This window comes from Bacillus sp. FSL K6-1003 (assembly GCF_037964945.1).
Classification (GTDB): Bacteria; Bacillota; Bacilli; order Bacillales; family Bacillaceae; genus Bacillus; species Bacillus mojavensis.
Map to the genome: position 1 here is coordinate 2,375,305 of NZ_CP150176.1, position 24,635 is coordinate 2,399,939.

Below are 24,635 nucleotides of genomic sequence, written 5' to 3' on the forward strand. Positions count from 1 at the left end.
TCTTTCCTCCTATGATTGTTCAATATCAGATTTAATGTTAGAAAGAACCCCGTTTACAAATTTTGTCGCTTTGTCATCACCAAACCGTTTCGCCAGCTCAATCGCTTCGTTCATGGAGACATTTACCGGAATGTCTTCGGCATATGCCATTTCGTATGCTGCCAGACGCAAAATCGCACGGTCAACATTGGCAATCCGATCAAGCTTCCAATTCACCAGATGTTTCGAAATCATTTCATCCAGCTGAATCTGGTGTTCCAATACCCCGTGTACAAGCTGTTCAAAGAAAGGATCTGTCTTTTCTTCATCTAATGCGTGCTCAATGGCTTCATTCACTGCAATATCGCTGACATCAATTTGAAATAGTGCCTGCAAAGCTTTTTCTCTTGCTGTTCTTCTTTTCATTTTCTTTCTCCTTTGATCCTCTTTATCTGCTTGTCGTTAAGCCATAAAGAGATCATAACATATTTTTTTCGTATCCGCATATTGAAATCAAGGTTTTTGACCCTATTACCGAATATTTTCACAAACCTTCATATGATCATTCGGATTTCACGATCATGAAGAAACTCGGCTGACTTGAGCCGGCTTTCTTCATGCTTTGAAATAAAGGGTAACGTGTAAAAAAACCAAAGGGCCGCCCTCCCCTTGGTTTCCTGTTAAGCCATTTTACATTTCTTCGTCGATTTCGACTTCCTGGGCTTTTGTGTCAAATTGAATGCCGACGATGTGAATATTGATCTCGTTAATTGAAAGAGACGTCATATTTAATAAGGTTTGACGAATGTTTTCCTGAACGGCCGCTGCGACTTTCGGAATAGAAACGCCGAATGCGACAACACAGTAGACATCGATCGTAATTCCGTCATCCGCCAAGTCGACTTTTACACCTTTGCCATGGTTTACTTTGCCGAAGCGCTCGACGACGCCTGTCGCAAAGTTTCCGCGCATTTCAGCAACGCCGTCAACTTCAGAAGCCGCAATACCGGCAATCACCTCAATGACTTCCGGCGCGATCTCAACCTTACCTAAATGCGTGTCTTCATGATCCATCTTAAGCAAGCTGTTGTCTTTCATTCAATTCACCTCCGTAAAAATTATGAGCCCATTACATCATATGTTTCTAAAAATTTCGTATTAAACTCTCCACTAACAAATGTTTCGTGTTCAAGCAGTTTGATGTGGAACGGGATTGTTGTTTCTATGCCTTCGATGACGAATTCGCTTAGTGCGCGCTTCATGCGGGCAACCGCTTCATCTCTCGTTTTTCCGTATGTGATTACTTTCGCAATCATGCTGTCGTAGTACGGAGGGATGGTATAGCCCGGATACGCGGCTGAATCTACACGGACACCTAAACCGCCCGGCGGCAGATACATTTTAATTTCACCAGGTGACGGCATGAAGTTTTTGCTTGGGTTTTCCGCATTAATTCGGCATTCGATGGCCCAGCCTTCAAATACAACATCTTCTTGCTTGAGGCTGAGTTCCATTCCTGATGCGACTCTGATTTGCTCCTTAATCAGGTCTGTTCCTGTCACCATTTCTGTAACTGGGTGCTCTACTTGAATTCTTGTGTTCATTTCCATGAAGTAATAGCGCTGTTCTCTGTAGTCATAAATAAATTCAACTGTTCCCGCGCCTGTGTAGCCAACTGCTTTTGCAGCCTTAACCGCCGCTTCACCCATCTGCTCTCTGATTTCTGAATCAAGCGCAGGAGATGGTGATTCTTCCAAAAGCTTTTGAAGGCGTCTTTGAATCGAGCAGTCACGTTCGCCCAAATGAATGGTATTTCCATAATTATCGGCAAGCACTTGGATCTCAACATGACGAAAATCCTCTATGTATTTTTCGATGTAAACACCAGGATTTCCAAATGCAGTTGCAGCTTCCTGCTGAGTAATCTTAATGCCGTTAATCAGTTCCTCTTCGGTGCGCGCAACCCTGATTCCTTTTCCGCCTCCGCCTGCGGTGGCTTTTATAATTACAGGATACCCAATTTCATTAGCTAGCGAAACCGCTTCTTCCACATTTTCTATAATTCCTTGTGAACCTGGAACAATCGGCACGCCCGCCTGTTTCATCGTCTCCCGCGCAACGTCTTTTGTTCCCATTTTTGAAATGGCCTCAGCGCTAGGTCCGACAAACGTGACATTCACTTCTTCACATAATTCCGCGAAGTCGGCGTTTTCCGCTAGAAATCCGTAGCCCGGGTGAATAGCGTCTGTACCAGTCAGCTTGGCGACACTTACGATATTTGTAACGTTTAGATAGCTGTCTTTTGATGCTTTCGGTCCGATACAAAAAGCCTCATCAGCCATTTGTACATGCAGGGCATCTTTATCAGCTTCTGAATAAACGGCGACAGTCTCAATACCGAGCTCTTTACAGGCTCTGATGATTCTGACAGCAATTTCTCCTCTGTTGGCGATCAATAGCTTTTTTATCATGTTAAGTCTCCTTACTCTGCTTTTACAAGAAATAGAGGTTGTCCATACTCAACCAGCTGGCCGTTTTCAACTAACACTTCAACGATTTCGCCTTTTACTTCCGCTTCGATTTCGTTAAATAGCTTCATTGCTTCTACAATGCAGACAACAGTGTTTTCATTTACTTTAGAGCCTGCTGTTACATAAGGACCGGCTTCCGGTGATGAAGAAGCATAAAATGTTCCCACCATCGGTGATTTGATTTGGTGCAGGTTTTCATCTTGTTTCGGCGCCTCTTGTGCAGGTGCCGGCGCTGCTTGCTGCGCTTGCGGAGCTGCTGCTTGTACAGGTGCTGCCGGCGCTTGCTGCATCACTTGAACAGTGCCCGCTTCGTGTTTTTTCAGTTTTAGGGAAACACCTTCATTTTCATATACGAATTCATCAATTGAAGATTCGTCAATTGTTTTAATCAGTTCGTGGATTTCTTTAATATTTAACATTCAATCGCACTCCTATGTATGAAATTTCTTTTTTATAGGTTACTACTAAAAGTACATACTATGTTTATCTTACAGGAGCGGACTTTTGAATTCAACTCTAATATGACTGGCATGCAAAAAGCCCGCGTTTCGGCGGGCGGTTGTTCATTAACTATTTGGAAGGCTCAAATGTGACCGCAACGTCTTTCATCGTTTTAATTTCTTTGGCAACAAGGTCTATGATGGCTGTAGCTTTAGATTTAGAGTGTTTGTCAGATTTGACCGTGATGTTGATTTTGTCTCCTTCCGCATTTACGAGGGCATCTTCATAGCCTTGTGTTTTAATTAGTGTTTCAAGCTGTTTTTCTGTTCCTTCCGCTTCACTGAGGGCTGTCATTTTATCATATGCTTCGCTCTTTTCCTTTGCTGTTGCATCGTCGCTGGATACGATCGCATTCAGTTCTTCCCGTTCTTTGCTTCTGGCATCTTCCAAATCAAGGCGGTATGTTGTGAAAAGATCATCGTCGGCGGTTTCGGTCACAACCGTTCCTTTTTCACTCGCTTCAGCGGAAGTTTCTTTGTCTGAAGAAGAATCTTTCGTACCCTTAGTTCCGTCTTCTTTTTCTGTTTCAGTACCGTTTTTCTCCTTTACGTCTTCCTTGGCAGGTGTTTTTTCAGTTGCTACTTCACCGCTGTCTGACGGGCTTTTTTCACTTTGCATCTGCACCGCGTTTTTACTTTCAGGCGACATGATATAATAAACACTTAACACCACAACAAGACTGAGCATTGTTAACAGCCAAACAGTTTGTTTTTTGAGCATTTATGAATCCTCCTTTATTTTTTTAGGGGCAACCGCAACCCGGTGGCTTGGAACATCCAGGACCCGTGTCACCGCTTCAATAATGGTTTGTTTTATTTGAACGTTGTCCACTCCTTGAGCAACAACGAGTACACCGCGTATATCCGGTTTTTTCGTTTGAACGACAACAGGTGTTTCTTTATCCCCATTCCTGATCATAACGATTTCTTCCTCTGATGTTTGATCCGTCACGCTTCTAGTTCCGCCTTCTTTGTCTGTTTCTTCAGTTGTTGTATTTTTGCTTGATTTGTTTTTTTCATACACCTTCAGTGACGTTGCGTCCACATTAACCACAACCGAGACATCCTCCACGCCGATAATGGTTTCAAGAATTTCCTTCAGCTGATTTTCATATTCTTTTTCATAATCGCCAATAGAGTTTTTAGGATCATCAGATTTTGAGGCCTTAAACACTTCAGCTGTTTTCTCTTTGCTGTCCGCCGAATCAGCTGATGCCGGTGCTGTTATGGTCTGGGCGTTTTCCGTTTTCTCCGGTGAAGAAAAGAGCTGGCTGACAAGCATAAAGGAGACGCCGAGAACAAAAACGAACAGAAAGTAATGATATTTGGTCAGCTTCGGTTTTTCGCCGTCCTTCGATTGCCCCGGAAGAAACTGCTTTTTCAATACGTTCCATAATCCGTTTTTATTCATTGCCGATCCTCTCCCCGCCTTCCATATGAACCGTAATTTTCTCACTGCCGATTTCCCAGATGTCTGCAAGCTTTCCCTGAATCTGTTTAGCTTCTTTTTGTTCCGCTGTATCTTTTGTGACGTATGCATGATCCGTATTAATGTCGACCGGCGCGACCGTTTGGACCGTTTTTTCAGAAGACGGGGCCATATACACGCTGATTGTTTTGATATCCTCTTCTGAATCTACTTTTTCTCCTGCCGTGATCTTGATTTGGTCTACTTTATATTCGTCATGACTGAACATCTCCTCCGCTTTCTTTTTTAGTTGGACAGCCATTTCTTCTAAAATATATGCGCGCTGGGAAGCTTGTATTTCTATTTTTTTTGAATTGATCTGATTTTTTATTTCGGCAGATTCCGATTGCCCGTTTTTTGTGAGGTATTCAAAGATGACTTCGGGGTCTGTTTTGAAAAGCTTAAAAATTGGAGTAAGCATGACGACGATCAGCAGCAGGCTGATGACCATTTTTGCGTACTTTTGCATGCTGGAGCTCGGCAGCAGCATGTCAATGACGATTGCAAATAGGATAAATAAGACGATGCTGGTAAGCCATTCAGTTAGAAAACTCATCCGTCGGCCTCCTTTACTTCATCATCATCGTGAGGTTTCCGGCTGTAATAATGACGGTAAGGCTTAAAAAAAACATGAGAGACACAATGGCGAGAGCCGCAAAAATATAAATGACGCTTTTGCTGATGACATCGAGACAGGTAATGACCGGACCGCCGCCGAGCGGCTGGAGAATCGCGGCTGCCAGCTTGTAAATAAAAGCGAGAGAAAGCACTTTGATTGCCGGGAAAGCCGCAATACAAATCAAAATGGCGACACCTAGAATTCCTACCGTATTTTTCAGCAATAAGGAAGCGCTGATCACTGTATCCGTTGCGTCAGTAAACATTCTTCCAAGAACAGGGATGAAGTTGCCGGTAATAAACTTAGCCGTCCTGAGCGTAATGCCGTCTGTCACTGCCGCCGAGGCCCCCTGCACAGAAATGACGCCGAGAAACACAGTGAGAAAGACTGCCAGCGCTCCGATGGCGATATTCCTGAGAAGGTTGGCCAACTGAGTTACTTTGTACTGTTCTGTCATTGTACTGACAATGCTCAGAATCGCTGATAAGAAAATCAGCGGCATGACGATGTTTTGAATCAGCAGACCGCTCGTATTCATAAGAAAGAGTATAACAGGATGAAAGAAGGCCGCAGATACAGCTCCTCCAGAGGAAGCCAAAAGCGCCAGCAGGAGAGGAATGAGAGCCAAAATAAAACTGGTCATCGTCTGAATCGCCTCTGTCGCATAATTGATCGCTACATGAAAGCTGTTCAGCGCGAGGATAATCAGCACCATATAGACAATTGCGTAGGCAACCTTGCTGACTGTGCTTTGCTGAAATGCATTTTGCAGCAGTTGAAGAATGACGCAGAAAATCGTCAGCAAAATCAACGTGCCGAGAAGCTTTCCATTGGCAAGCACTTCATGAAACAAATAAGAAAAGAGAGCCTTCAGCCATTCTTGCGGTGAAAAGGATTTATCGCCGTTTATAAACTCAAGCAAACTTCCTTTTTGACTTTCCGGCAGCAGGCCGCCGTACTCCGTCATTATGTCATTCCAAAATTCACCGATCTTGTCTGTTTCAAGCGACTCTGCCGTTTTTTCAGCCAATTGCTTCGGCGTTTCGGTATGTTCTTCTGTTTGGACCGAATCGTCTGCTGCTTGTACAGTTTCTGCGCAGCCTAATACGAGCAGCACCGCAAGAACCAACGCCCATTGAAAACGCTTCAATCTGCCGCCTCCTTTCGGTTATGACATGGAAGGTATAAGTCCGAGAATCGTTTCAATAATCACGGTTAAAATAGGAACAGCCATAACGAGAATCAGAATTTTTCCCGCCAATTCTATTTTCGAGGCAATGGCTCCTTGACCGGCATCCTTGGTGAGCTGCGCCCCGAATTCAGCAATATAGGCGATTCCGATAATCTTTAAAATCGTTTCAACATATACCATGTTGACATTGGCGTTAACGGCTATTTTTTCAATCATTCTGATAATGTCGTAGATTTGATCTACCAGATAAAGAAAAATAACACATCCGGCAAATACGATAATTAAAAAGGCAAATGTCGGCTTTTGTTCTTTCACGATCAAAGAAAGGAAGGTGGCGATCAGCCCTAAACCTACAATTTGAACAATGTCAATCTGCAAGCCCCCCTATCCTTGAAATAAAAACACAGCTTTTATCTTTTTAAAGAGGTCATCCACAATGGTGGCGACCATAAATAAAATATAGATAAAACCTAACAGCGTCACCCACTGGGCGTACTCTTTTTTTCCCATCTGATCCAAAATCGTGTGTAAAAACGCGACCACGATTCCCACTCCGGCGATTTGAAAAATGACATTCACGTCTACTCCCATTTTATTTTTGCTCCCCTCACGTTTACATCAATAGAAGAATGAGTAACAAGCCCGCTAAAAAGCCTAAACTTTTTATCATCTTTTCATTTTTCGCTTGTGCCTGCTCAGCATCCGCTTCCGAGGCCTCTAAGTGTGTAAGTGCCAGCTTGATATGTTTTTGCTGTGAGATTCGATCGTGAATCCCAAGCGTCTCGCCGAATTGTTTCAGCACATCATATTCAGCTTTTTTCAGTGACATGTTGTCCCACACTTTCTTTAAGCTTTGCTCCCATGCCGTTTTAGCGGAATCACTGCCTTTTTCCAGCTGTTCGCTAAAACTGAGAAATAGAGCCGAAACTGGCTGCGCAAGCTGTTTTGCGATCTGCTGCGAAGCAGTATGAAGCGGTGTATGGCCGTACATGATTTCTGCCTCAAGGGATTGTAGCGCCGCACGCAGCTGACGGATTTGCCTCGGCCGTTCTGTATAAATTTTCGCCGTCTCGAAACCTGTCCATGTTGTCGCAGCTACTATGAATACTGCGCCTAACAGCTTCAGCATGTCTTCACGTCCCTCGTTCCCGAAAGCACGTTTCCGTCTTTGTCATAAATACGGCTTATCGTGCCCGGCCCCTTCGTTCTGGATAATTCCAAATAGCGGTCAAAGGCTTTTTCTTCCCACAGACGCTTTAATGAAGGCCGCTTCATTAGATCAGAAATACTCCAGCCATGCGCGGATACGATGACCGAAACACCGGCATGCAGCGCCTCGAGAAGTGCGTCTGTATCCTCCGCTCTTCCGATTTCATCGACAATTATCACCTCGGGACTCATGGACCGGATCATCATCATCAGCCCCTCTGCCTTCGGACAGGCATCTAATACGTCAATTCTCTGTCCGAATTGATGCTGCGGAATGCCGCGCAGGCACCCGGCAATTTCTGAGCGTTCATCGACGATGCCAGTCTTTACGGGCGCAATGCGGTTCTTGCCGCTGCTCGCAAGTCTGGCAAGATCCCGAAGCAGGGTTGTTTTACCGGTTTGCGGCGGACCGATAATCAATGTATTCAACCAGCCGTTTTGATGCAGATAAGGCAGCAGCGGCTCTGCAATTCCGAGCTTTTGCCGGGCAATTCGTATATTAAAAGACGCAATGTCACGGAGACCCTTCACTCCTCCGTTTTCTGTAATGACTCTGCCTGCAAGTCCGACTCTGTGACCGCCCCTAATGGTGACATACCCTTTCTTCAGCTCTTCTTCGAGCGTATACATACTATAATTGCTCAGCCGGCTGAGGATCAGATGGGCATCCTCGGCCGTTCCCGCATAGGACAAAAAAAGAGGTTGTCCTTTTCGTATCAGTTCAACAGGGCGGTTAACCCGAATTCTGATTTCTTCGATTTCCAGCCATTGATGTTCCGGTATTTCAGAAAGGGCGTTTTTCATGGATTCAGGGAGAACGTCAGCAATTTCATTCAACAGAGTCTCCTCCTTTCTACCGATCGGCTTCTTTAAAATGTATGATGTGAGGCAGACTTTATGACAAGCCTCTCTTTATTTATGGACACCCGCTAAAATCAATACGACACCCGTAAAAATCAAGATCAGCTTTGCGTATGACAGCTGCCCGGCAATTTGGTAGATTCCCACAGTCATGGTAATGATAAAAATCAGCGGACCGACAATAGCAAGTATGCTGTTGACCACAACGGCTTTGCGGACATCATTTGTCACAAGCATCACAATCGCGGCCGTCAGCTCAATCATGGAGGATAAAACTCGCAATCCGGCCATCGTCAAAACAGTAGAATTGATATTTCCAAGAAAAAATTTCATAGCACTCTCCCAACCTCCCATTTTTTTATATGATATGCTCTAGCTTGCGGAAGTAGTCTTGCCATTTTCGTATAAAAGAAAGATTCTGTTTTTGCGTACAAAAAAAGCCTGCTCCCAATTGGGAACAGGCCTCTTTTTTCTCCTTACGCTCTTGAAACGTAAGAACCATCTGATGTGTTGACTACAAGTGTGTCGCCTTCATTGACAAAGAACGGCACGTTTACAACAAGACCAGTTTCGGTTTTCGCAGGTTTTGTACCGCCTGATGCCGTATCACCTTTAATGCCAGGTTCAGTCTCTACCACTTTCAGCTCAACCGTGTTCGGTAGTTCGATACCGAGTGTTTCATCTTGGTACATCATGATGTGTACAGACATATTTTCAAGCAGATATTTTAATTCCTCTTCAATTTGAGTTTCACTCAGTTCAAGCTGTTCATAAGAACTTGTATCCATGAACACGTGCTGGTCTCCGTTCGCATATAAGTATTGCATTGTTTTTGTTTCGATTTGCGCTTTTGCCACTTTTTCACCAGCACGGAATGTTTTTTCCTGAATCGCGCCGGTACGCAGGTTGCGAAGTTTAGAACGAACAAATGCCGCGCCTTTACCCGGTTTTACGTGCTGGAAGTCAACAACGCGCCAAATGCCGCCATCCACTTCAATTGTTAATCCTGTACGGAAATCGTTTACTGAAATCATGTTTAATGTCCTCCTATATTCCAATCACAAAATAATGAGTTCTTTTGGGGAATGGGTAATTGTCCGGTTGCCGTTTTCTGTAATCACGATGTCATCTTCAATTCGGACACCGCCTGTTTCTGGTATGTAAATGCCCGGCTCCACTGTAACCACCATGCCCGGTTCAAGGATAGCTGAAGATCTGACGGACAGCCCCGGCGACTCATGAACTTCCATGCCGAGCCCATGCCCGGTTGAATGGCCGAAGTACTCACCGTAGCCTTTTGCAGCGATATGATCCCTTGTCAGGGCATCAGCCTCTTTGCCTGTCATGCCCGGCTTAATATGTTCGACGCCACGTGCCTGAGCATCAAATACGACCTGATAAATTTCTTTCAATTGATCACTTGGCTGGCCTACAGCGACCGTACGGGTAATGTCAGAACAATATCCTTTATAGTAAGCGCCAAAATCCAGCGTAACAAGATCCCCGCTTTCAATCAGTTTGTCACTCGCCACCCCATGGGGAAGGCTTGACCGAAGGCCTGAGGCGACAATCATATCAAAAGAAGAGCTGTCCGCTCCTTGGCTTCTCATATAAAATTCCAATTCATTGGCAACAGCTATTTCAGAAATGCCGGGTTTCATAAACGTCAAGATATGGCTGAAAGCATCATCTGCAATCTTCGCAGCTTCCTCTAATATCTTAATCTCTTCATTAGACTTAATCAAGCGCAACTTTTCCACGGATTCAGCCACAGGCACTAATTCAGCCTCACTGATAACCGCATTATATGACGCGTATGTACCGTAGGTCATACTGTTTTGTTCAAAACCGAGGCGTTTGATGCCGAATTTTTCAATTGTGTCGGCAGTTGTTTGAATCAGGCTGCCGCCGTGCTCGATGATTTCAAAGCCCTTTACCTGAACCTTCGCCTGCTCCGTATAACGGAAATCCGTAATAAACGCAGCCCTGTCCCCGGATATGACAGCTAAGCCCGCTGACCCTGTAAAACCGGTCATATAGCGTAAATTGATGCTGCTTGTAATCAGCATTCCGTCTATCCCCAGCTGTTCGAACAAGTTTCTTAATTTCTCAAGTTTCATCTTTATTCTCCCCCTTGCTGGCTTAATAAATAGCGAACAGCAAGCTTGTAGCCTTCAGATCCAAGGCCGACAATCTGCCCTTTCGCAACAGGAGCGATCACTGACTGATGCCTGAATTCTTCTCTGGCGTATAAGTTTGATAAATGCACCTCTACCACAGGAAGACTGATGCTTGAAACAGCATCCCTGATTGCATAGCTGTAATGGCTCAGCGCGCCCGGGTTCAAAACAATTCCGTCATATTGTTCCTCAGCCTCGTGTATGGCGTCTATCAAATCGCCTTCATGATTAGACTGGAAGAAAGTAAGCTGAATATGTAAGGCTTCAGCAAATTGAAAAAGATCTGTTTCAATATCTGTCAGGGTGTGACGCCCAAATACATCCGGCTCACGCTTCCCCAGCCGATTGACATTCGGGCCGTTCAAAATCAAAAAATGAGGCACACGGCTCTCTCCTTTTCGCTAGGGTTTCTCATGTAAAAAATGTTCACTTCTCGTGAACATTTTATCATAACAGAAAAGGATAATACACTATTCTCTCTGTGTTCCCAGCGCACGTGCCAGCTTTTCCGAGTTCAGCTCATTGTATTCAAATGAAATGGAATAGCCGACAAACAGCCCGTAAAGCAGATAGATGCAAATCGTTGTAATAATCGTATCTGATTTCAATTCAGTTACGGCACGCACATCCTGGAAAATCGGGTTAAACACAAAAAACACGAGCAGCCAAAGCAGCAAGCCGTATAAAATACCAGGCCACATCGTTTTCAAGCGTTTCAAGAGAAGATAATAAAGAAACGCCCCGCCAATCGAAATGATGCCAATCACAATGATGCTGATAATCGTTCCTAAACCATGTTTTTTCCACTCTCCGAGCACGAACGGCTGCAATATCATATTAGGGCTGATTTCCGAAAAATGAAATAAGTAGGCGATATAACCGACGAAACTCCATAATACGCCTCCGCAAAAACCCGTCGCCGCTACCCTGCCGCCCATTGGCACAGGCGGTCCCTGATCCTCTATTGTTTGTTCGTTTTGATCTGTATTTTTTTCACTTGTCATTACGGCACCTCCTTGTTAAAGTGTGCCCAAAAAATGAAATGTCAATAAAAAAGCTCACACATTTTGACAGAAGCGAGTAAAATTTGAAAATAACGGGTATACTGCATGTAGAAAAAGCTAGGCGCTGGCAAATTTTGAGCCTGTCAATCTAGAGGTTTAGCGCTGTTTCCTGTACAATAGAGTGAAAGGAAATGGTTAGCAATCCTAAAGAAATAGGCAGGTTGATGAATATGTCAAAACATAAAATCCCGCCCGCTTACGGCGGGCAGGCGGTTGTGGAAGGCGTTATGTTTGGCGGAAAACACCATTACGTTACGGCCATCAGAAGAACAGACGGAAGCATTGATTTCTTCAAGCTTCCCCGGAAACACAATCCGAAGCTGAACATGGTAAAAAAAATACCATTTATAAGAGGGATCGCAGCTATTATTGAAGCGAGCGCTAACGGCACAAAGCATTTGAATTTTTCGAGTGAACGCTACGGACTTGATCCGTCTGAGGACGAGACGCTTAAGGAAGAAAAAAAATCCTCGGGACTGTCAATGTATCTCAGCCTCGCAGTGATCGGCGTCTTATCCTTTTTGTTCAGTAAATTCGTATTTACATTGGTTCCTGTTTTCTTAGCTGAACTGACAAGACCGGTTTTTCCATCGGATACAGCGCAAATCGCAGTTGAAAGTCTGTTCAAATTGATTTTGCTGCTCGGTTATATTTATTTTTTATCCATGACACCGCTGATTAAAAGAGTGTTTCAATATCATGGAGCCGAACATAAGGTCATAAACTGTTATGAACAGAATTTGCCAATTACTGTAGAGAACGTTCAAAATCAATCACGGCTTCATTACCGCTGCGGGTCCAGCTTTATTTTATTTACCATTATTGTCGGTATGTTTGTATACTTGCTTGTTCCGACAGATCCGCTTTGGTTGCGTGTTATAGATCGCGTCGCGCTCATACCGGTTGTCCTTGGGATTTCCTTTGAAGTTCTGCAGCTGACAAATAAAGTGCGTGATATTCCCGGTTTGAAATGTCTCGGATACCCGGGCCTCTGGCTTCAGCTGTTAACGACTAAAGAACCTAAGGATGACCAAGTTGAAGTTGCAATCGAAAGCTTTAACGAGCTTCTCAGACTCGAAGAAAGATCTGAACAAAAAAAGCAGCCTTCTCACAACGTCATCTAATATCCGTTGCCCTGCTATTACTTTCGGAGGTGGACAGTTATGAATCATCGTGTACAACCTATTATTGCTGTATTAATTGCGCTGGGAGCGTTCGGTTTTCTCTATGTGCTGGTAACCAATCCCGGAGAAATGGCCAAAATGGCGATAACCGTCATCCTGGCAGGTATCATTATTTATTTTATTGTGAAATATGTAATGAATCGAAATACTGGCAGTGAAGGAGCGGCTTTTAAAAAAGCGGCCAAACAATCGCGGCGCCGGCTGAAAGAACAAAAAGCAAAGCACCGCGCCGGGCATAAGGGACGGGTGAGCCACCTGCGAAGCGTTCCTAGCGCCAGCAAGCCTAAGCCGATGATTCTCAAGAAAAAAAGCCAGACGCAGCTGACTGTCATAGAAGGGAAAAAAAATAAAAAGAAAAACAGAGCGCTTTTTTAATAGGTCCACTGCTTTAAAAACTGCTCTGTCCGACTTTTACCTAGCTCAATCAGGGCTAGTTTTTTTTGTTGTGTTAAATGAAATTCGGTTGCCATCACGTTGTCAACCGGAAGAAAAATGATATTTTGCTCATAGCGTGACGCGATGTGTCTTGCGTCATGCGCATCCTTCATCGTTTCAAACAGTGCGCCAAACAGTTCAAAAGCGTTCCGGATATTTTTTTTCGGCCGTTCCCTTTCATTCGGCGCTAGCGTCACCCCGATGACAGGTCGTTTTCTTTCCTTGGAAAACAGCCATATGGGAAAATTGCTTAAAACGCCCCCATCCACAACTGTGGCGATTCCTGTATCTGTTTTTAATTTTATTGGTTCAAAAAAATAGGGAATGCTGCAGCTCATTCTTACCGCTCTGGCAACCGGAAACATATCCGGATTTAACCCGTAGCGGACCAAGTCGTCGGGCAGCACGATCATTGTGCCGTTAGTCAGATCCGAAGCGATGAGACGCAAAGAGCCTTTTTTCAAATCGCCAAAAACCCGCACGCCTTTCACTCTTAAAAGGTCAGCAATCCACTTTTCTAACATGTCTCCTTTAAACAAGCCTAGACGCCAATAAATGGACGCCCATTGAAGCATTTTTAAGGGGAGAAATGAGTATCGCTGGTCCAGCAGGCTCTCTCCGTCCGCTTCTTCAATCAAAGCGTGAATTTCCTTACTTGAATAACCTGATGCAATAAAAGCGGCAATAACGGCGCCGGCGCTTGTGCCGGCAAGCCGTGCAAAGCGGAAACCTTTCTCTTCAAGCGCTTCATACGCGCCGGCAAGCGCCACGCCTTTTACCCCTCCGCCAGAAAACACACCGTCAATATACATCCCATACCCTCCCCCTCCATCCGATGGTTTACTATCATTTTAAGAAAAAACACGAAGAAATAGACCAATGAATGAAGCAGGGCGCATTTCATCAAAAAAAGGCGGCCTCCTTTGAGACCCGCCTTTTTACTGATTATGATGTTCTGTTTTCTTTTGAATTGATTTTAGCTCTTTTTTACGCGCATCGTCTTCTTCAAAATATTGAACAAGATCACCGATGCGATCAATGCTGTTCCAGCTTAAATGATGCTCAATTCCTTCAACATCGTTATATATTTTCTCTTCATCAACACCAATGATTCTTAAAAACTGCTCAAGCAATTCATGTCTGTATACTAGCCGTTTGCCTATTTTCTTTCCTTTAGACGTTAGCACGAGACCGCGATATTTTTCATAAATTAAATATTCGTCTTTATCTAGTTTTTGAACCATTTTTGTTACAGAGGAGGGATGGACTGCCAATGCTTCCGCGATATCAGAAACCCTTGCATATCCTTTTTCTTCAATCAGCATATAAATCTGTTCAATGTAATCTTCCATACTTGGTGTCGTCATCGAAACCCTCCCAAAAAGCACCTTAACTTTATAAATCATTACAAGTTTACACTAATGAACTTGAAAAAACAAGGATGCTCTGCAGGCCCAAAAGCCCTTTTTACCGCTTATAATTCCATTCATCAGAAGCATATTTTGTTTCTGCCAAGTTCTGAACAAAATCAAGTTCTTCCTGAGAAAGTTCGTATGGCTCCAAGTGAATATTCAATCCTTTTTCAAATCCGGATTTAAAAGCCTTGCGTGCATCGTCCATCGTCACCTGGTGATCGGTGAGTTCATTAATCGCAACCGCTTTATTTTTAAAATTGCGCTGCATCCGCTCTCTGACTCTTTCACTCGGATACAAAAATAGATCGAACAGCTTATCCTCATCCAAATCAAGCAGAATGGATCCGTGCTGAAGGATGACGCCTTTTTGTCTCGTTTGCGCGCTTCCGGCCACCTTACGTCCCTCGACAACGAGCTCATACCAGGACGGCGCATCAAAACAAACGGATGACCTCGGGTTCTTTAAGCTTTCTTTTTCTTTTTCGGTTCTCGGAATGGCAAAATAAGCGTCCAGACCAAGATTTCTAAAGCCTTGAAGTATGCCTTCCGAAATAACCCGATATGCCTCGGTTACAGTCGCCGGCATTTCCGGATGATCCTCAGAAACGATTACACTGTATGTCAATTCCTGATCGTGGAGCACCCCTCTTCCTCCGGTCGGGCGTCTGACAAATCCAAGATTATACTTATGTACTGCTTCAAAATTGATTTCCTTTTTAATATTTTGAAAATATCCCACAGAAAGTGTCGCCGGATTCCAGCCGTAAAAACGGATGACCGGAGGAATTTTCTTCTCACTGTGCCAATATAAAAGCGCTTCATCAAGCGCCATATTGAAAGCCGGGCTTGCATTTCCTGAGTCTATAAACCGCCAAGTTTCTTTTTCCATTTTGAGACCTTCCTTACCGTTTTAATAGAATCAGTTTAACAAACTGCCGGGAAAATGAAAATATTTTAATTCCATTATGGATGACAATCGCGCCGTGCTTTACTATAATAGTATTTGTCGAAAACGTCTCTATGCCTTGTTTAAAGAAGCAGGGTTTTGATTTTATACGTTAAAGGAGTAGAATCACATTGTCTAATATGATCGTTTTAATTATTTTTGCTGCGTTTATCGTCTATATGATTGCTTCATATGTCTATCAGCAGCGAATTATGAAAACACTTACGGAAGAAGAATTCCGCGCGGGTTACCGCAAAGCGCAGCTTATCGACGTTCGTGAACCGAATGAATTTGATGGCGGACATATTTTAGGCGCCCGTAACATCCCGCTTTCTCAGCTGAAACAGAGAAAAAATGAAATCCGTCCGGACAAGCCTGTCTATCTGTACTGCCAGAACAGTGTCCGCAGCGGACGCGCGGCACAAACCCTGCGCAAAAACGGCTGCACTGAGATTTATAATCTTAAGGGCGGCTTTAAAAAATGGGGCGGAAAAATTAAAGCCAAAAATTAAAAAAACAGCTGTCTGATATCAGACAGCTGTTTTTTAATTTACAAGTTCACTGCTTACATTTTTCTCATATCTGAGTACAGGCTGCCTGGCTGCTTTTGTTTCATCCATTCTTTTGACGATTGTTGTATGCGGTGCCTCCTGTACGAGCTCCGGAGTTTCCTCTGCTTCTTTCGCAATTTGGATCATAGCATCAATAAACGCATCCAGCGTTTCCTTGGATTCTGTCTCTGTCGGCTCAATCATGATGCATTCCTCAACATTAAGCGGGAAATAAATCGTAGGCGGATGATACCCAAAATCGAGCAGCCGTTTTGCAATATCCAGCGTGCGCACACCAAGCTTTTTCTGGCGTTTCCCTGACAAAACAAATTCGTGCTTACAATGGCGGTCAAACGGCAGATCGTAATAAGGGGCAAGCTTTCTCATCATATAGTTGGCGTTCAGCACCGCGTTTTCAGTAACGGCTTTTAACCCGTCTGGGCCCATAGAACGGATATACGTATACGCTCTGACATTGATGCCGAAGTTGCCGTAGTAAGGCTTAACACGGCCGATCGCATGAGGGCGGTCATAATCAAAAGTAAACCGGCCTTCTTTTTTGATTAAAACGGGTTTTGGCAGGTAAGGAATCAGATCTTCTTTTACGCCAACCGGACCTGAACCCGGACCGCCTCCGCCGTGAGGCCCTGTGAAGGTTTTATGCAAATTAAGATGCACCACATCAAATCCCATATCACCGGGTCTCGCTTTACTCAACACGGCATTTAAATTAGCACCGTCATAATACAGCTTTCCTCCGGCTTGGTGAACGATCTCCGCCATCTCAGTGATCTGCTCCTCAAATAATCCGAGTGTATTCGGATTCGTCAGCATAAGAGCTGCGGTTTCTTCATTCACCGCTCTTTTTAAATCCTCTAAATCAACAAGTCCGTTTTCATTCGATTTCACCGTAACCGTTTCAAAACCGGCAACTGTTGCAGAAGCAGGATTTGTCCCATGAGCTGAATCGGGGACAATGACCTTTGTCCGTTTCATATCTCCGCGCGCCTCATGATAAGCGCGGATCATCATCAGTCCCGTCCATTCACCATGCGCACCCGCCGCGGGCTGAAGCGTGACCTCATCCATTCCGGTAATTTCTTCGAGGTGCTTGCTTAAGTCATATAAAAGCTCCAAAGCGCCTTGCACTGTGTCTTCGTCCTGAAGAGGATGAATCGCGGCAAAACCGGGAATCCGCGCGATTTTTTCATTCAATTTCGGATTGTATTTCATTGTACAGGAACCGAGCGGATAAAAGCCCGAATCAACCCCGTGGTTCCGTCTGGACAACGCTGTGTAATGCCGCATAATATCCAGCTCAGAAACCTCCGGCAGCTCTGCGTCCTCATCACGGATATAGCTGTCTGACAAGAGGTCCTCCACTTTCATTTCCGGTACGTCAAGCTCCGGCAGACTGTAGCCGACACGGCCTTCTCTTGAAAGCTCAAAAATAAGTGCCTGATCCTGATTATTCATGGCGATCCCCCAATTCCTGAATGAGTGCGTCAATTTCTTCTTTTGTTCTCAGCTCTGTTACGGCAATAAGCATATGGCGGTCAAGCTCCGGATACGTCAGACCCAAATCGTAGCCACCGATGATCCCATTTGTCAGCAATCTTTGGTTTACCGATTTCACAGGTTCATCAAGTTTGATGACGAATTCGTTAAACATCGGCCCATCAAACATTACGGTGAGCCCCGCTTTTTTCGCTTCTTGCTTAGCATAATTGGCTTTGAAGAGATTTTGGCGGGCGATTTCTTTTACGCCGTTTTTCCCGAGAGCCGTCATGGCGACGGAAGCGGCCAGTGCGTTTAATGCCTGGTTCGAGCAGATGTTTGAGGTCGCCTTATCCCTGCGAATATGCTGCTCTCTGGCTTGCAAGGTAAGCACAAAACCTCTTTTTCCGTTTTCATCCTCCGTTTGTCCGACGAGGCGGCCCGGCACCTTTCTCATTAATTTTTTCGTGACGGCAAAAAATCCACAATGGGGTCCGCCGTATGCTGAAGGAATCCCAAATGGCTGTGCGTCGCCAACCACAATATCAGCCTGAAAAGCGCCCGGCGGGGTCAGAAGTCCCAATGCAAGCGGATTGGCTGAGACAATAAACATGGATTTCCCCTGATGAGCGATCGGCTCAATATCCTTCAACGGCTCAACCCGCCCAAAAAAGTTTGGGTACTGCACAATGACTGCTGCCGTATCGTCACAAACAGTTTCACGTAAAGCATCAAGATCAGTCACTCCATTGGCAGCAGGGACTTCAACAACTTCAATATATTGTCCTTTTGCATAGGTTTTCAGCACTTCTCTCGATTCAGGGTGCACGGTTGTGGACACCACGATTTTTTTCTTTTTCGTATGTCCGGAGGCAAGCATCGCAGCTTCCGCCAAGGCTGTTCCGCCATCATACATAGAAGAGTTGCTGATATCCATTCCTGTTAATTCACAAATCATCGTTTGAAACTCGAAAATTGCCTGAAGCTCCCCTTGAGAAATTTCCGGCTGATATGGCGTATATGCTGTATAAAACTCAGACCTTGAAATGACATGATCCACAATAATCGGCTGATAATGATCATATACACCGGCGCCTAAGAAAGATGCGTATTGAACGGTATCACAGTTTTTAGATGCCAGCTTTGTCAGTTCTTTTGTTAATTCCGTTTCTGATTTTGCCTTTTTGATTTGATACTCTTTTTTAAATCTGACGTCCTCGGGTATATCAGCGAATAAATCATCGATCGTGTTTGCGCCGATGGCATCAAGCATTTCCTGTTTATCCTTTTCTGTCGCGGGCAAATAGCGGTGCTTCATGTGTTGACCCCTCTCCAAAGAAAAATTTTAGCGTTTATAAAAAGGTGTTTTAACTATCTTTGCTTTTACTAATTTTTTGCGAATCTCCACTTCTACAACAGTTCCGATCTCACTCGCTTCAGCATCTACCAAGGCAAGGCCGACGTTTTTCCCCAATGTCGGTGACTGGGTGCCTGTGGTTACCTTTCCGACGGACTTGCCGCTTTGAAACACTTCATATCCGTGTCTCGGTATTCCTTTTTCAATCATTTCAAGACCGACGAGCTTTCGTTTCGCTCCATTTTCTTTCTGTTCACTCAATACAGACTTACCGAAAAAATCAGACTCTTTTTTGTGTTTTACGGCAAAGCCTATACCTGCTTCAACCGGCGTGATGTCCCGAGTCAGCTCCTGGCCATAGAGCGGGAGCTTCGCTTCAAATCTGAGTGTATCACGTGCGCCTAGACCGCATGGCACAAGCCCGTGTTCTTCACCTGCTTCAATGATTTGTTTCCAAATTCGGACGGCGTCATCAGCGCGGCAGTAAATTTCAAACCCGTCTTCACCCGTATAGCCGGTGCGCGAAATCAGTGCTTTGCAGCCGCTGATATCAGCTTCATCAATAAATGCAAATGGTTTTAAAGCAGACACATCTGCAGCTGTCATATGTTTCAAGATTGTTACTGCTTTCGGACCCTGCACGGCCAGAAGCGCGATCTGATCTGACAAATTGTCAATCTGGACATCTCCTGCTGCGTGTTCTTTGAGCCAAGCAAGATCTTTATCTATATTAGAAGCATTTATGACAAGCAAATAGCGGTTTTCAGATTTTTGATAGATGAGTAAATCATCAACGGTGCCGCCATCCGGGTAGCACATCGCGGTATATTGCGCACGGCCGGTTTTTAACGCGGATACATCATTTGTCATCAGCTTTTGTAAAAAAGACAGACTGTCATTCCCCTTGATTTCGACTTCACCCATATGAGATACATCAAACAGCCCGGCTGCTGTTCGGACAGCCTCGTGCTCTTTTTTGATAGAAGAAAATTGAACGGGAAGCTCCCAGCCTCCAAAATCAATCGTCTTCCCTCCATATTCCTTATACAATTCAAATAACGGCGTTCTTTTCAGCATCAAATTCCTCCCCTTTTTCAACGGCGCAGCTAAAAGCACATACAAAAAAGGACAGAGAAACACCTCATATTAAATGAAGGTTCTCTGTCCTGGCACCTGAAAGTTTACTTTGCAATAGCAAAGACGTCCCCTTTGGTGGCTTGCGCATTTCACACAAACACTCTCCAGAGTTGCGTCGAGCAAGAGTTCTTTTGCCTGAGAGATTCACTCCGCAGCTTGCTCCTTCGGCGCCTGTATCCCGGTTTTCTCGGTCAGGTCTCTCCCCTTGCTGTCATTCGCTCATATTTTCATGCTGTTATGGACATACTATAGCAATATCTTACATCAAATACATACTCATATCCTACCATCATCACTATATGCGGGGCAACAGCAATTTGGGCGGATTTTTCTAATATTGTACATTTTAAAATTGAAGAATATGAAAGGCGGTTTCACAGCAATGAATGCAGAAATAACATATGATACAAAATGGCCTGAAGAATTTGCCGATAGACTGAATAACGACGGTCCGTGGTCAAACTGGGAGCTGTACAAGCTTTCATCAGAAATTCAGGAAACATTGGCAATTCCTGAATTTGAAGGCTTGCGGGCCCCATTATATCTCCCTTCCTTTACGCCGCTTCCCCATCAGCTTGAGGTTGCGCAGAAGGTCGTTGAAAAAATGAACGGAAAAGCGATTTTAGCAGATGAAGTGGGGCTCGGCAAAACTGTTGAGGCTGGACTGATTCTAAAAGAATATATGATTCGCGGGTTAGCCAAAAAAATTCTGATCCTTGTGCCAGCTTCTCTTGTTTCGCAGTGGGTAAATGAGCTTCAGGAAAAATTTTTGATCCCGGCTGTTGAGCAAAAGAAAAGCTATGTGTGGGAGCAGTGCGATATCGTCGTGTCCTCCATCGATACTGCAAAGCGCTCGCCCCACCGGGAAATTGTGCTGTCAATCCCATATGATCTCGTCATTATTGATGAGGCCCACAAGCTGAAAAATAGTAAAACCAAGAACTATGAATTTGTCCGGAATCTTGTAAAAAAATACTGCCTCCTGCTGACCGCGACGCCAATCCAAAACCGTGTTGAAGAAATTTTCAATTTGGTTTCCTTATTAAAGCCTGGTCATTTAGGCAATCAGAATCACTTTCAAGAAATGTTTTCTAAAAAGAAATCCAGCTTAGAAGCGCATGATCATTTAAAAGACCTAGTGAATAAAGTCATGATTCGCAACAGGCGACATGACACCGGGCTGAATTGGAAGCAGCGCCGCGTCGAAACAGTGCCGATTGAATTTTCTCCATCAGAGCAGGCGCTTTACGATGAAATTTCCCGTCTGAAAGAAAGCATTAACAAACCGGCCAGCATGTTCTCCATTATGACACTCCAAAGAGAATGCTGTTCAAGCAGGGAAGCTGTGTACATGACACTGAAAAAAATGCTCGACCAAAAAGAAAAACAGGCACCAGCCATTGATGAACACACCATTTCTATATTAATGGACCGCATCAATCAAGTGACGCAAAATTCGAAAGCCAATCAAGTCGTTGATCTGATTAAAAAGATAGACGATAAAGTCATTATTTTTACAGAATACCGTGCCACTCAAATTTATCTGCAGTGGTTTCTTCAGCAACACGGCATTAGCTCTGTGCCGTTCAGAGGCGGATTTAAACGCGGAAAAAAAGACTGGATGAAGGATCTTTTCCGCGGGAAGATTCAAGTGCTGATTGCAACTGAAGCAGGCGGCGAAGGGATCAACCTGCAGTTTTGCAATCACATGATTAACTATGACCTGCCATGGAATCCGATGCGGCTTGAACAAAGAATCGGAAGAATCCACAGGCTCGGGCAGGAGCGTGATGTTCATATTTATAACATGGCTACCAAACATACAGTGGAAGAGCATATTTTAAAGCTTTTATATGAAAAAATTCATTTATTTGAAAAAGTGGTCGGCGAGCTTGATGACATTTTAACAAAAATTCAAGTCAACAATTTTGAAGAGCACCTGCATGATATTTTGTACCATTCGGCAACCGAAGAAGAAATGAAAATTAAAATGGACAACTTAACCTCATTTTTGTCATATAAAAAACAGCAGCCCGCTGAAAAAAGAGGATCTTAGCCGAAAAGGAGGTTTTACAAGTGAGACAGCAAGAGGTTCATCAATTTCTGCTTCGTTTTTTCCAGGCAAACAGCTGTCCGATCATCGACCAAGGCCCCGGTTACATGACGGTGCAGCTTACCGTTGAAATGGACAAACAGATCATGAATCGGCCTTTTTACTGGCACTGGCGCGAGAAGACCGGGGGTGACCCGAATCCGATGAAAATAACGTTCATTACAGATAAAGAGACTGCTCCAAAAGACCTAGAGGGCGAATTTATTTATTTCGGGGCGCCACGTCTATTTCAAATATTTAAAGCTGTTAAACAAAATGGGAGATTTACCAGAATGTATGAGAAAATTGAATCAGCCGGAGCGAAAATTCCGCTTCAGCCTTGGCTTGGTATAAATGTCATGATTTCATACCAGTCCGACATGAAAAAGGATAAGCTATTGTCACTAGGTCTTCACCTTGTCTCTGGAACCATGATTGAAGATTTTCAAAGCAAGCTCATACAGCTTTCATTGACATCACAAATATGTGACTATTGTTTCACCATATCGCCTATGATTAAACCCGAAAGCGGTCTTAAGCGGATGGAGAGCTATATTACCCAGGCCGCTATGCAAGAACCGTCAGACTGGGCAGAGCAGGCGGTAAACAGGTGGCAAAACGATATGAAATTGCTTGATCAGTTTTATGAGCATGCAGAAGAAAAACCAGAAGAGTACCACCTTGAAAAACAGGCGTTAAAAGCCTTGTATCAACCAAAGATATCAGTTCAGATCGAGAATGGCGGATTATTTTTTCTGCAAAATAATATTTCGAGCTAACTTTTTTCATATTCGACATCGTTCTCGTTTTTTTTGGGAAAATGCTATTATAATAAAGGTATATTGGAAAAAAATTCTGGCTATACAATTGGCAAATGACTTCCAGAGATCACAGAAGGCGTACATCATGGCCGGACTGGCTGAAATACATAAACAAGTATTTTAGGAGGAGAAACTGCATGAAAAATGCAAAACAAGAGCACTTCGAATTGGATCAAGAATGGGTTGAATTAATGCTGGAAGCCAGAGAAGCAAATATCAGCCCTGAGGAAATACGCAAATATTTACTTTTAAACAAAAAGTCTGCTTATCCTGGTCCGGCAGCCAGAAGTCATACCGTAAATCCTTTCTGAATGTGCTATAATATCACAAGGAAGGTGATGACATTGATTGGCCAGCGTATTAAACAATACCGTAAAGAAAAAGGCTACTCACTATCAGAACTAGCAGAAAAAGCTGGGGTAGCGAAGTCTTATTTAAGCTCAATAGAACGAAATCTACAAACGAACCCCTCCATTCAATTTCTCGAAAAAGTCTCCGCTGTTCTGGACGTCTCGGTTCATACTTTGCTCGATGAAAAACATGAAACCGAATACGATGGTCAATTAGATAGTGAATGGGAGAAATTGGTTCGCGATGCAATGACATCTGGGGTATCGAAAAAACAATTTCGTGAATTTTTAGATTATCAAAAATGGAGAAAATCTCAAAAAGAGGAGTAGTGTCTGAGCAGAGGCACTTACTCCTCTTTTGTCAATGAACATAAGGAATGGCTCAGTACGCATGTACTGAGCCACCTCTTTTTTCTATTAATGTTTATCCTCGCTATGCGCTTTTTCATTTTCTTTAATGTAACCGTCTTTATCAGTATGTTCCTTTTTGATTGTCAAGCCATTCCACTGTGTAGCTTCGAATGAGAATTGAAGCTGTAAAGAGTTGCCTTGATATTTATTTTGAACCATTTGTCCCTTTTCATCTTTTGTTTTATCGTCTTTAAATTGAATTTCCATTTTAACCTGGTCAAAATCGGTTGGTGTTTTTGGAACACCATCATATTCAGGAGCGGTTTTACCGTCAATTGTCGCTATATTGACTTTTCCGCTTGCGTTTAAGAATTTAGGATCAATTTGTTTTTTAATTTTTTCAGTCGCCGTAGCATCATTCTTAGAGGACATTAAATATAAGTCTTTGAGGTTGGCATCATCCAAAATGATGTTTTTCGGATAGCCGTTGCCTCCCTCTTTGCCGACTGTCAATAATGTAACCTCAAACTGGCTGAGAAAATCTTCTGGAGATGTATTACTTCCGCCATTTGCTTTAAATTCCCCATAATTCAGGGCCATTAATACCTCTTTGATCGCAAGTGAGCCGTTATTTTCAAATTGGAAATCTTTCGTCAATTTGTCTCCCGGCTTTAGATTTGATAAGTTGACACTTGCAGAATTTTCTTTAGCTGCTAAGTCAAGCGTACCAGATGCAAAAGTAGCATCTGTTGATTTAATATCGTTAAATGCTGCCCATGTTCCTCCTCCTACTAATGCTAATCCTAGTGCTGCTGATGCAACTCCTAAACTTAATTTCTTTTTCATACCCATGGTAAACTCCCCTTTTATTGAATGATTATATTATCGAAACCTGT

Annotated in this window: 31 protein-coding genes and 1 riboswitch; of the genes, 7 read left to right on the top strand and 24 right to left on the bottom strand. The window is 43.8% G+C overall.

Translation table 11 applies throughout. The features are described from left to right. Positions 1–9: 9 nt before the first annotated feature. The 17 genes from nusB to NSU16_RS12115 all read right to left on the bottom strand — a co-directional run bounded on the left by nusB (position 10) and on the right by NSU16_RS12115 (position 11,543). Positions 10–405: a transcription antitermination factor NusB gene (gene nusB, locus NSU16_RS12035; protein ID WP_010334890.1), complete on the bottom strand. Its 396-nt coding sequence runs from the start codon at positions 403–405 to the stop codon at positions 10–12. Positions 406–669: 264 nt separating this feature from the next. Then, positions 670–1,077, bottom strand: coding sequence for a fatty acid biosynthesis protein YqhY (gene yqhY, locus NSU16_RS12040; protein WP_010334891.1), 408 nt, complete (start codon positions 1,075–1,077; stop codon positions 670–672). Positions 1,078–1,097: 20 nt separating this feature from the next. Then, positions 1,098–2,450, bottom strand: coding sequence for an acetyl-CoA carboxylase biotin carboxylase subunit (gene accC / locus NSU16_RS12045; RefSeq protein ID WP_010334892.1), 1,353 nt, complete (start codon positions 2,448–2,450; stop codon positions 1,098–1,100). An 11-nt stretch (positions 2,451–2,461) separates the two neighbouring features. Next, positions 2,462–2,929, bottom strand: coding sequence for an acetyl-CoA carboxylase biotin carboxyl carrier protein (gene accB, locus NSU16_RS12050; RefSeq protein WP_268445911.1), 468 nt, complete (start codon positions 2,927–2,929; stop codon positions 2,462–2,464). A 151-nt stretch (positions 2,930–3,080) separates the two neighbouring features. Beyond that, positions 3,081–3,731, bottom strand: coding sequence for a stage III sporulation ratchet engulfment protein SpoIIIAH (spoIIIAH, locus tag NSU16_RS12055; protein WP_268449561.1), 651 nt, complete (start codon positions 3,729–3,731; stop codon positions 3,081–3,083). After that, positions 3,732–4,421: a stage III sporulation protein AG gene (gene spoIIIAG, locus NSU16_RS12060; protein ID WP_010334895.1), complete on the bottom strand. Its 690-nt coding sequence runs from the start codon at positions 4,419–4,421 to the stop codon at positions 3,732–3,734. It lies immediately after the preceding gene. After that, the gene (gene spoIIIAF / locus NSU16_RS12065) at positions 4,414–5,034 is read right to left on the bottom strand and encodes a stage III sporulation protein AF (protein WP_010334896.1); all 621 of its coding nucleotides are present in this window, start codon (positions 5,032–5,034) and stop codon (positions 4,414–4,416) included. Before spoIIIAF ends, spoIIIAG begins: the two co-directional genes overlap by 8 nt. A gap of 13 nt (positions 5,035–5,047) precedes the next feature. Then, positions 5,048–6,247, bottom strand: a complete 1,200-nt coding sequence (gene spoIIIAE / locus NSU16_RS12070; protein WP_010334897.1) for a stage III sporulation protein AE — start codon at positions 6,245–6,247, stop codon at positions 5,048–5,050. 18 nt (positions 6,248–6,265) lie between these two features. Next, positions 6,266–6,667 carry a stage III sporulation protein AD gene (spoIIIAD, locus tag NSU16_RS12075; RefSeq protein ID WP_010334898.1) on the bottom strand — a complete coding sequence of 134 codons (402 nt, stop codon included), beginning with the start codon at positions 6,665–6,667 and terminating at the stop codon, positions 6,266–6,268. 6 nt (positions 6,668–6,673) lie between these two features. Beyond that, positions 6,674–6,880, bottom strand: coding sequence for a stage III sporulation protein AC (spoIIIAC, locus tag NSU16_RS12080; RefSeq protein WP_003153142.1), 207 nt, complete (start codon positions 6,878–6,880; stop codon positions 6,674–6,676). Between the two features lie 22 nt (positions 6,881–6,902). Further along, complete coding sequence (gene spoIIIAB, locus NSU16_RS12085; RefSeq protein ID WP_024122020.1) at positions 6,903–7,418, bottom strand: stage III sporulation protein SpoIIIAB; 516 nt, start codon at positions 7,416–7,418, stop codon at positions 6,903–6,905. Next, the gene (gene spoIIIAA, locus NSU16_RS12090; protein ID WP_268449563.1) at positions 7,412–8,335 is read right to left on the bottom strand and encodes a stage III sporulation protein AA; all 924 of its coding nucleotides are present in this window, start codon (positions 8,333–8,335) and stop codon (positions 7,412–7,414) included. Before spoIIIAA ends, spoIIIAB begins: the two co-directional genes overlap by 7 nt. A gap of 75 nt (positions 8,336–8,410) precedes the next feature. Beyond that, a complete protein-coding gene (locus NSU16_RS12095) occupies positions 8,411–8,692 on the bottom strand; it encodes a YqhV family protein (RefSeq protein WP_010334901.1) in 282 nt (93 codons plus the stop codon). A 143-nt stretch (positions 8,693–8,835) separates the two neighbouring features. Then, on the bottom strand, positions 8,836–9,393 hold the full coding sequence (gene efp, locus NSU16_RS12100; RefSeq protein WP_024122022.1) for an elongation factor P: 558 nt from the start codon (positions 9,391–9,393) through the stop codon (positions 8,836–8,838). Between the two features lie 24 nt (positions 9,394–9,417). Beyond that, the gene (gene papA, locus NSU16_RS12105) at positions 9,418–10,479 is read right to left on the bottom strand and encodes an aminopeptidase PapA (RefSeq protein ID WP_286058325.1); all 1,062 of its coding nucleotides are present in this window, start codon (positions 10,477–10,479) and stop codon (positions 9,418–9,420) included. A 2-nt stretch (positions 10,480–10,481) separates the two neighbouring features. Beyond that, positions 10,482–10,922: a type II 3-dehydroquinate dehydratase gene (gene aroQ / locus NSU16_RS12110; RefSeq protein WP_010334903.1), complete on the bottom strand. Its 441-nt coding sequence runs from the start codon at positions 10,920–10,922 to the stop codon at positions 10,482–10,484. Positions 10,923–11,009: 87 nt separating this feature from the next. Continuing rightward, complete coding sequence (locus NSU16_RS12115; protein WP_168748219.1) at positions 11,010–11,543, bottom strand: YqhR family membrane protein; 534 nt, start codon at positions 11,541–11,543, stop codon at positions 11,010–11,012. Between the two features lie 230 nt (positions 11,544–11,773). Between NSU16_RS12115 and NSU16_RS12120 the strand changes: the two genes are divergently transcribed. Next, positions 11,774–12,727: a DUF1385 domain-containing protein gene (locus NSU16_RS12120; RefSeq protein WP_168748220.1), complete on the top strand. Its 954-nt coding sequence runs from the start codon at positions 11,774–11,776 to the stop codon at positions 12,725–12,727. A gap of 39 nt (positions 12,728–12,766) precedes the next feature. Beyond that, positions 12,767–13,162, top strand: coding sequence for an SA1362 family protein (locus NSU16_RS12125; RefSeq protein ID WP_010334906.1), 396 nt, complete (start codon positions 12,767–12,769; stop codon positions 13,160–13,162). On the opposite strand, the gene NSU16_RS12130 is transcribed toward NSU16_RS12125, so the two are convergent. From NSU16_RS12130 to lipM, 3 genes are all read right to left on the bottom strand, one after another. After that, positions 13,159–14,034, bottom strand: coding sequence for a patatin-like phospholipase family protein (locus NSU16_RS12130; protein ID WP_268449570.1), 876 nt, complete (start codon positions 14,032–14,034; stop codon positions 13,159–13,161). The two genes, NSU16_RS12125 and NSU16_RS12130, sit on opposite strands and share 4 nt — an antisense overlap. Before the next feature lie 126 nt (positions 14,035–14,160). Further along, positions 14,161–14,589 (bottom strand): transcriptional regulator MntR, encoded by a 429-nt coding sequence (gene mntR, locus NSU16_RS12135; protein ID WP_010334908.1) that lies wholly within the window; start codon positions 14,587–14,589, stop codon positions 14,161–14,163. A gap of 100 nt (positions 14,590–14,689) precedes the next feature. Further along, a complete protein-coding gene (gene lipM / locus NSU16_RS12140; RefSeq protein ID WP_326191109.1) occupies positions 14,690–15,526 on the bottom strand; it encodes an octanoyltransferase LipM in 837 nt (278 codons plus the stop codon). Between the two features lie 188 nt (positions 15,527–15,714). Here lipM and NSU16_RS12145 point away from each other — a divergent pair, with 188 nt between their 5' ends. Then, positions 15,715–16,095 carry a rhodanese-like domain-containing protein gene (locus NSU16_RS12145; RefSeq protein WP_010334910.1) on the top strand — a complete coding sequence of 127 codons (381 nt, stop codon included), beginning with the start codon at positions 15,715–15,717 and terminating at the stop codon, positions 16,093–16,095. Between the two features lie 33 nt (positions 16,096–16,128). Here NSU16_RS12145 and gcvPB read toward each other — a convergent pair whose 3' ends face one another. From gcvPB to gcvT, 3 genes are read right to left on the bottom strand one after another with little or no spacing between them, the layout of a single operon-like run. Next, the gene (gene gcvPB / locus NSU16_RS12150; RefSeq protein ID WP_168748222.1) at positions 16,129–17,610 is read right to left on the bottom strand and encodes an aminomethyl-transferring glycine dehydrogenase subunit GcvPB; all 1,482 of its coding nucleotides are present in this window, start codon (positions 17,608–17,610) and stop codon (positions 16,129–16,131) included. Beyond that, a complete protein-coding gene (gene gcvPA, locus NSU16_RS12155; RefSeq protein WP_326333972.1) occupies positions 17,603–18,949 on the bottom strand; it encodes an aminomethyl-transferring glycine dehydrogenase subunit GcvPA in 1,347 nt (448 codons plus the stop codon). Before gcvPA ends, gcvPB begins: the two co-directional genes overlap by 8 nt. Positions 18,950–18,976: 27 nt before the next feature. Next, complete coding sequence (gene gcvT, locus NSU16_RS12160; protein ID WP_339190972.1) at positions 18,977–20,065, bottom strand: glycine cleavage system aminomethyltransferase GcvT; 1,089 nt, start codon at positions 20,063–20,065, stop codon at positions 18,977–18,979. Between the two features lie 173 nt (positions 20,066–20,238). Next, positions 20,239–20,340: riboswitch (glycine riboswitch) on the bottom strand. Positions 20,341–20,507: 167 nt separating this feature from the next. Here gcvT and NSU16_RS12165 point away from each other — a divergent pair. The 4 genes from NSU16_RS12165 (at position 20,508) to sinR (ending at position 23,718) form a co-directional block, all read left to right on the top strand. After that, a complete protein-coding gene (locus NSU16_RS12165) occupies positions 20,508–22,181 on the top strand; it encodes an SNF2-related protein (RefSeq protein ID WP_268504993.1) in 1,674 nt (557 codons plus the stop codon). 20 nt (positions 22,182–22,201) lie between these two features. Continuing rightward, the gene (locus NSU16_RS12170; protein ID WP_339190975.1) at positions 22,202–22,996 is read left to right on the top strand and encodes a YqhG family protein; all 795 of its coding nucleotides are present in this window, start codon (positions 22,202–22,204) and stop codon (positions 22,994–22,996) included. Between the two features lie 179 nt (positions 22,997–23,175). Continuing rightward, on the top strand, positions 23,176–23,349 hold the full coding sequence (locus NSU16_RS12175; protein ID WP_339190978.1) for an anti-repressor SinI family protein: 174 nt from the start codon (positions 23,176–23,178) through the stop codon (positions 23,347–23,349). Positions 23,350–23,382: 33 nt separating this feature from the next. Next, positions 23,383–23,718 (top strand): transcriptional regulator SinR, encoded by a 336-nt coding sequence (sinR, locus tag NSU16_RS12180; RefSeq protein WP_003226345.1) that lies wholly within the window; start codon positions 23,383–23,385, stop codon positions 23,716–23,718. A gap of 87 nt (positions 23,719–23,805) precedes the next feature. Here sinR and tasA read toward each other — a convergent pair whose 3' ends face one another. After that, on the bottom strand, positions 23,806–24,591 hold the full coding sequence (gene tasA / locus NSU16_RS12185) for a biofilm matrix protein TasA (protein ID WP_168748227.1): 786 nt from the start codon (positions 24,589–24,591) through the stop codon (positions 23,806–23,808). Between the last annotated feature and the right edge of the window lie 44 nt (positions 24,592–24,635).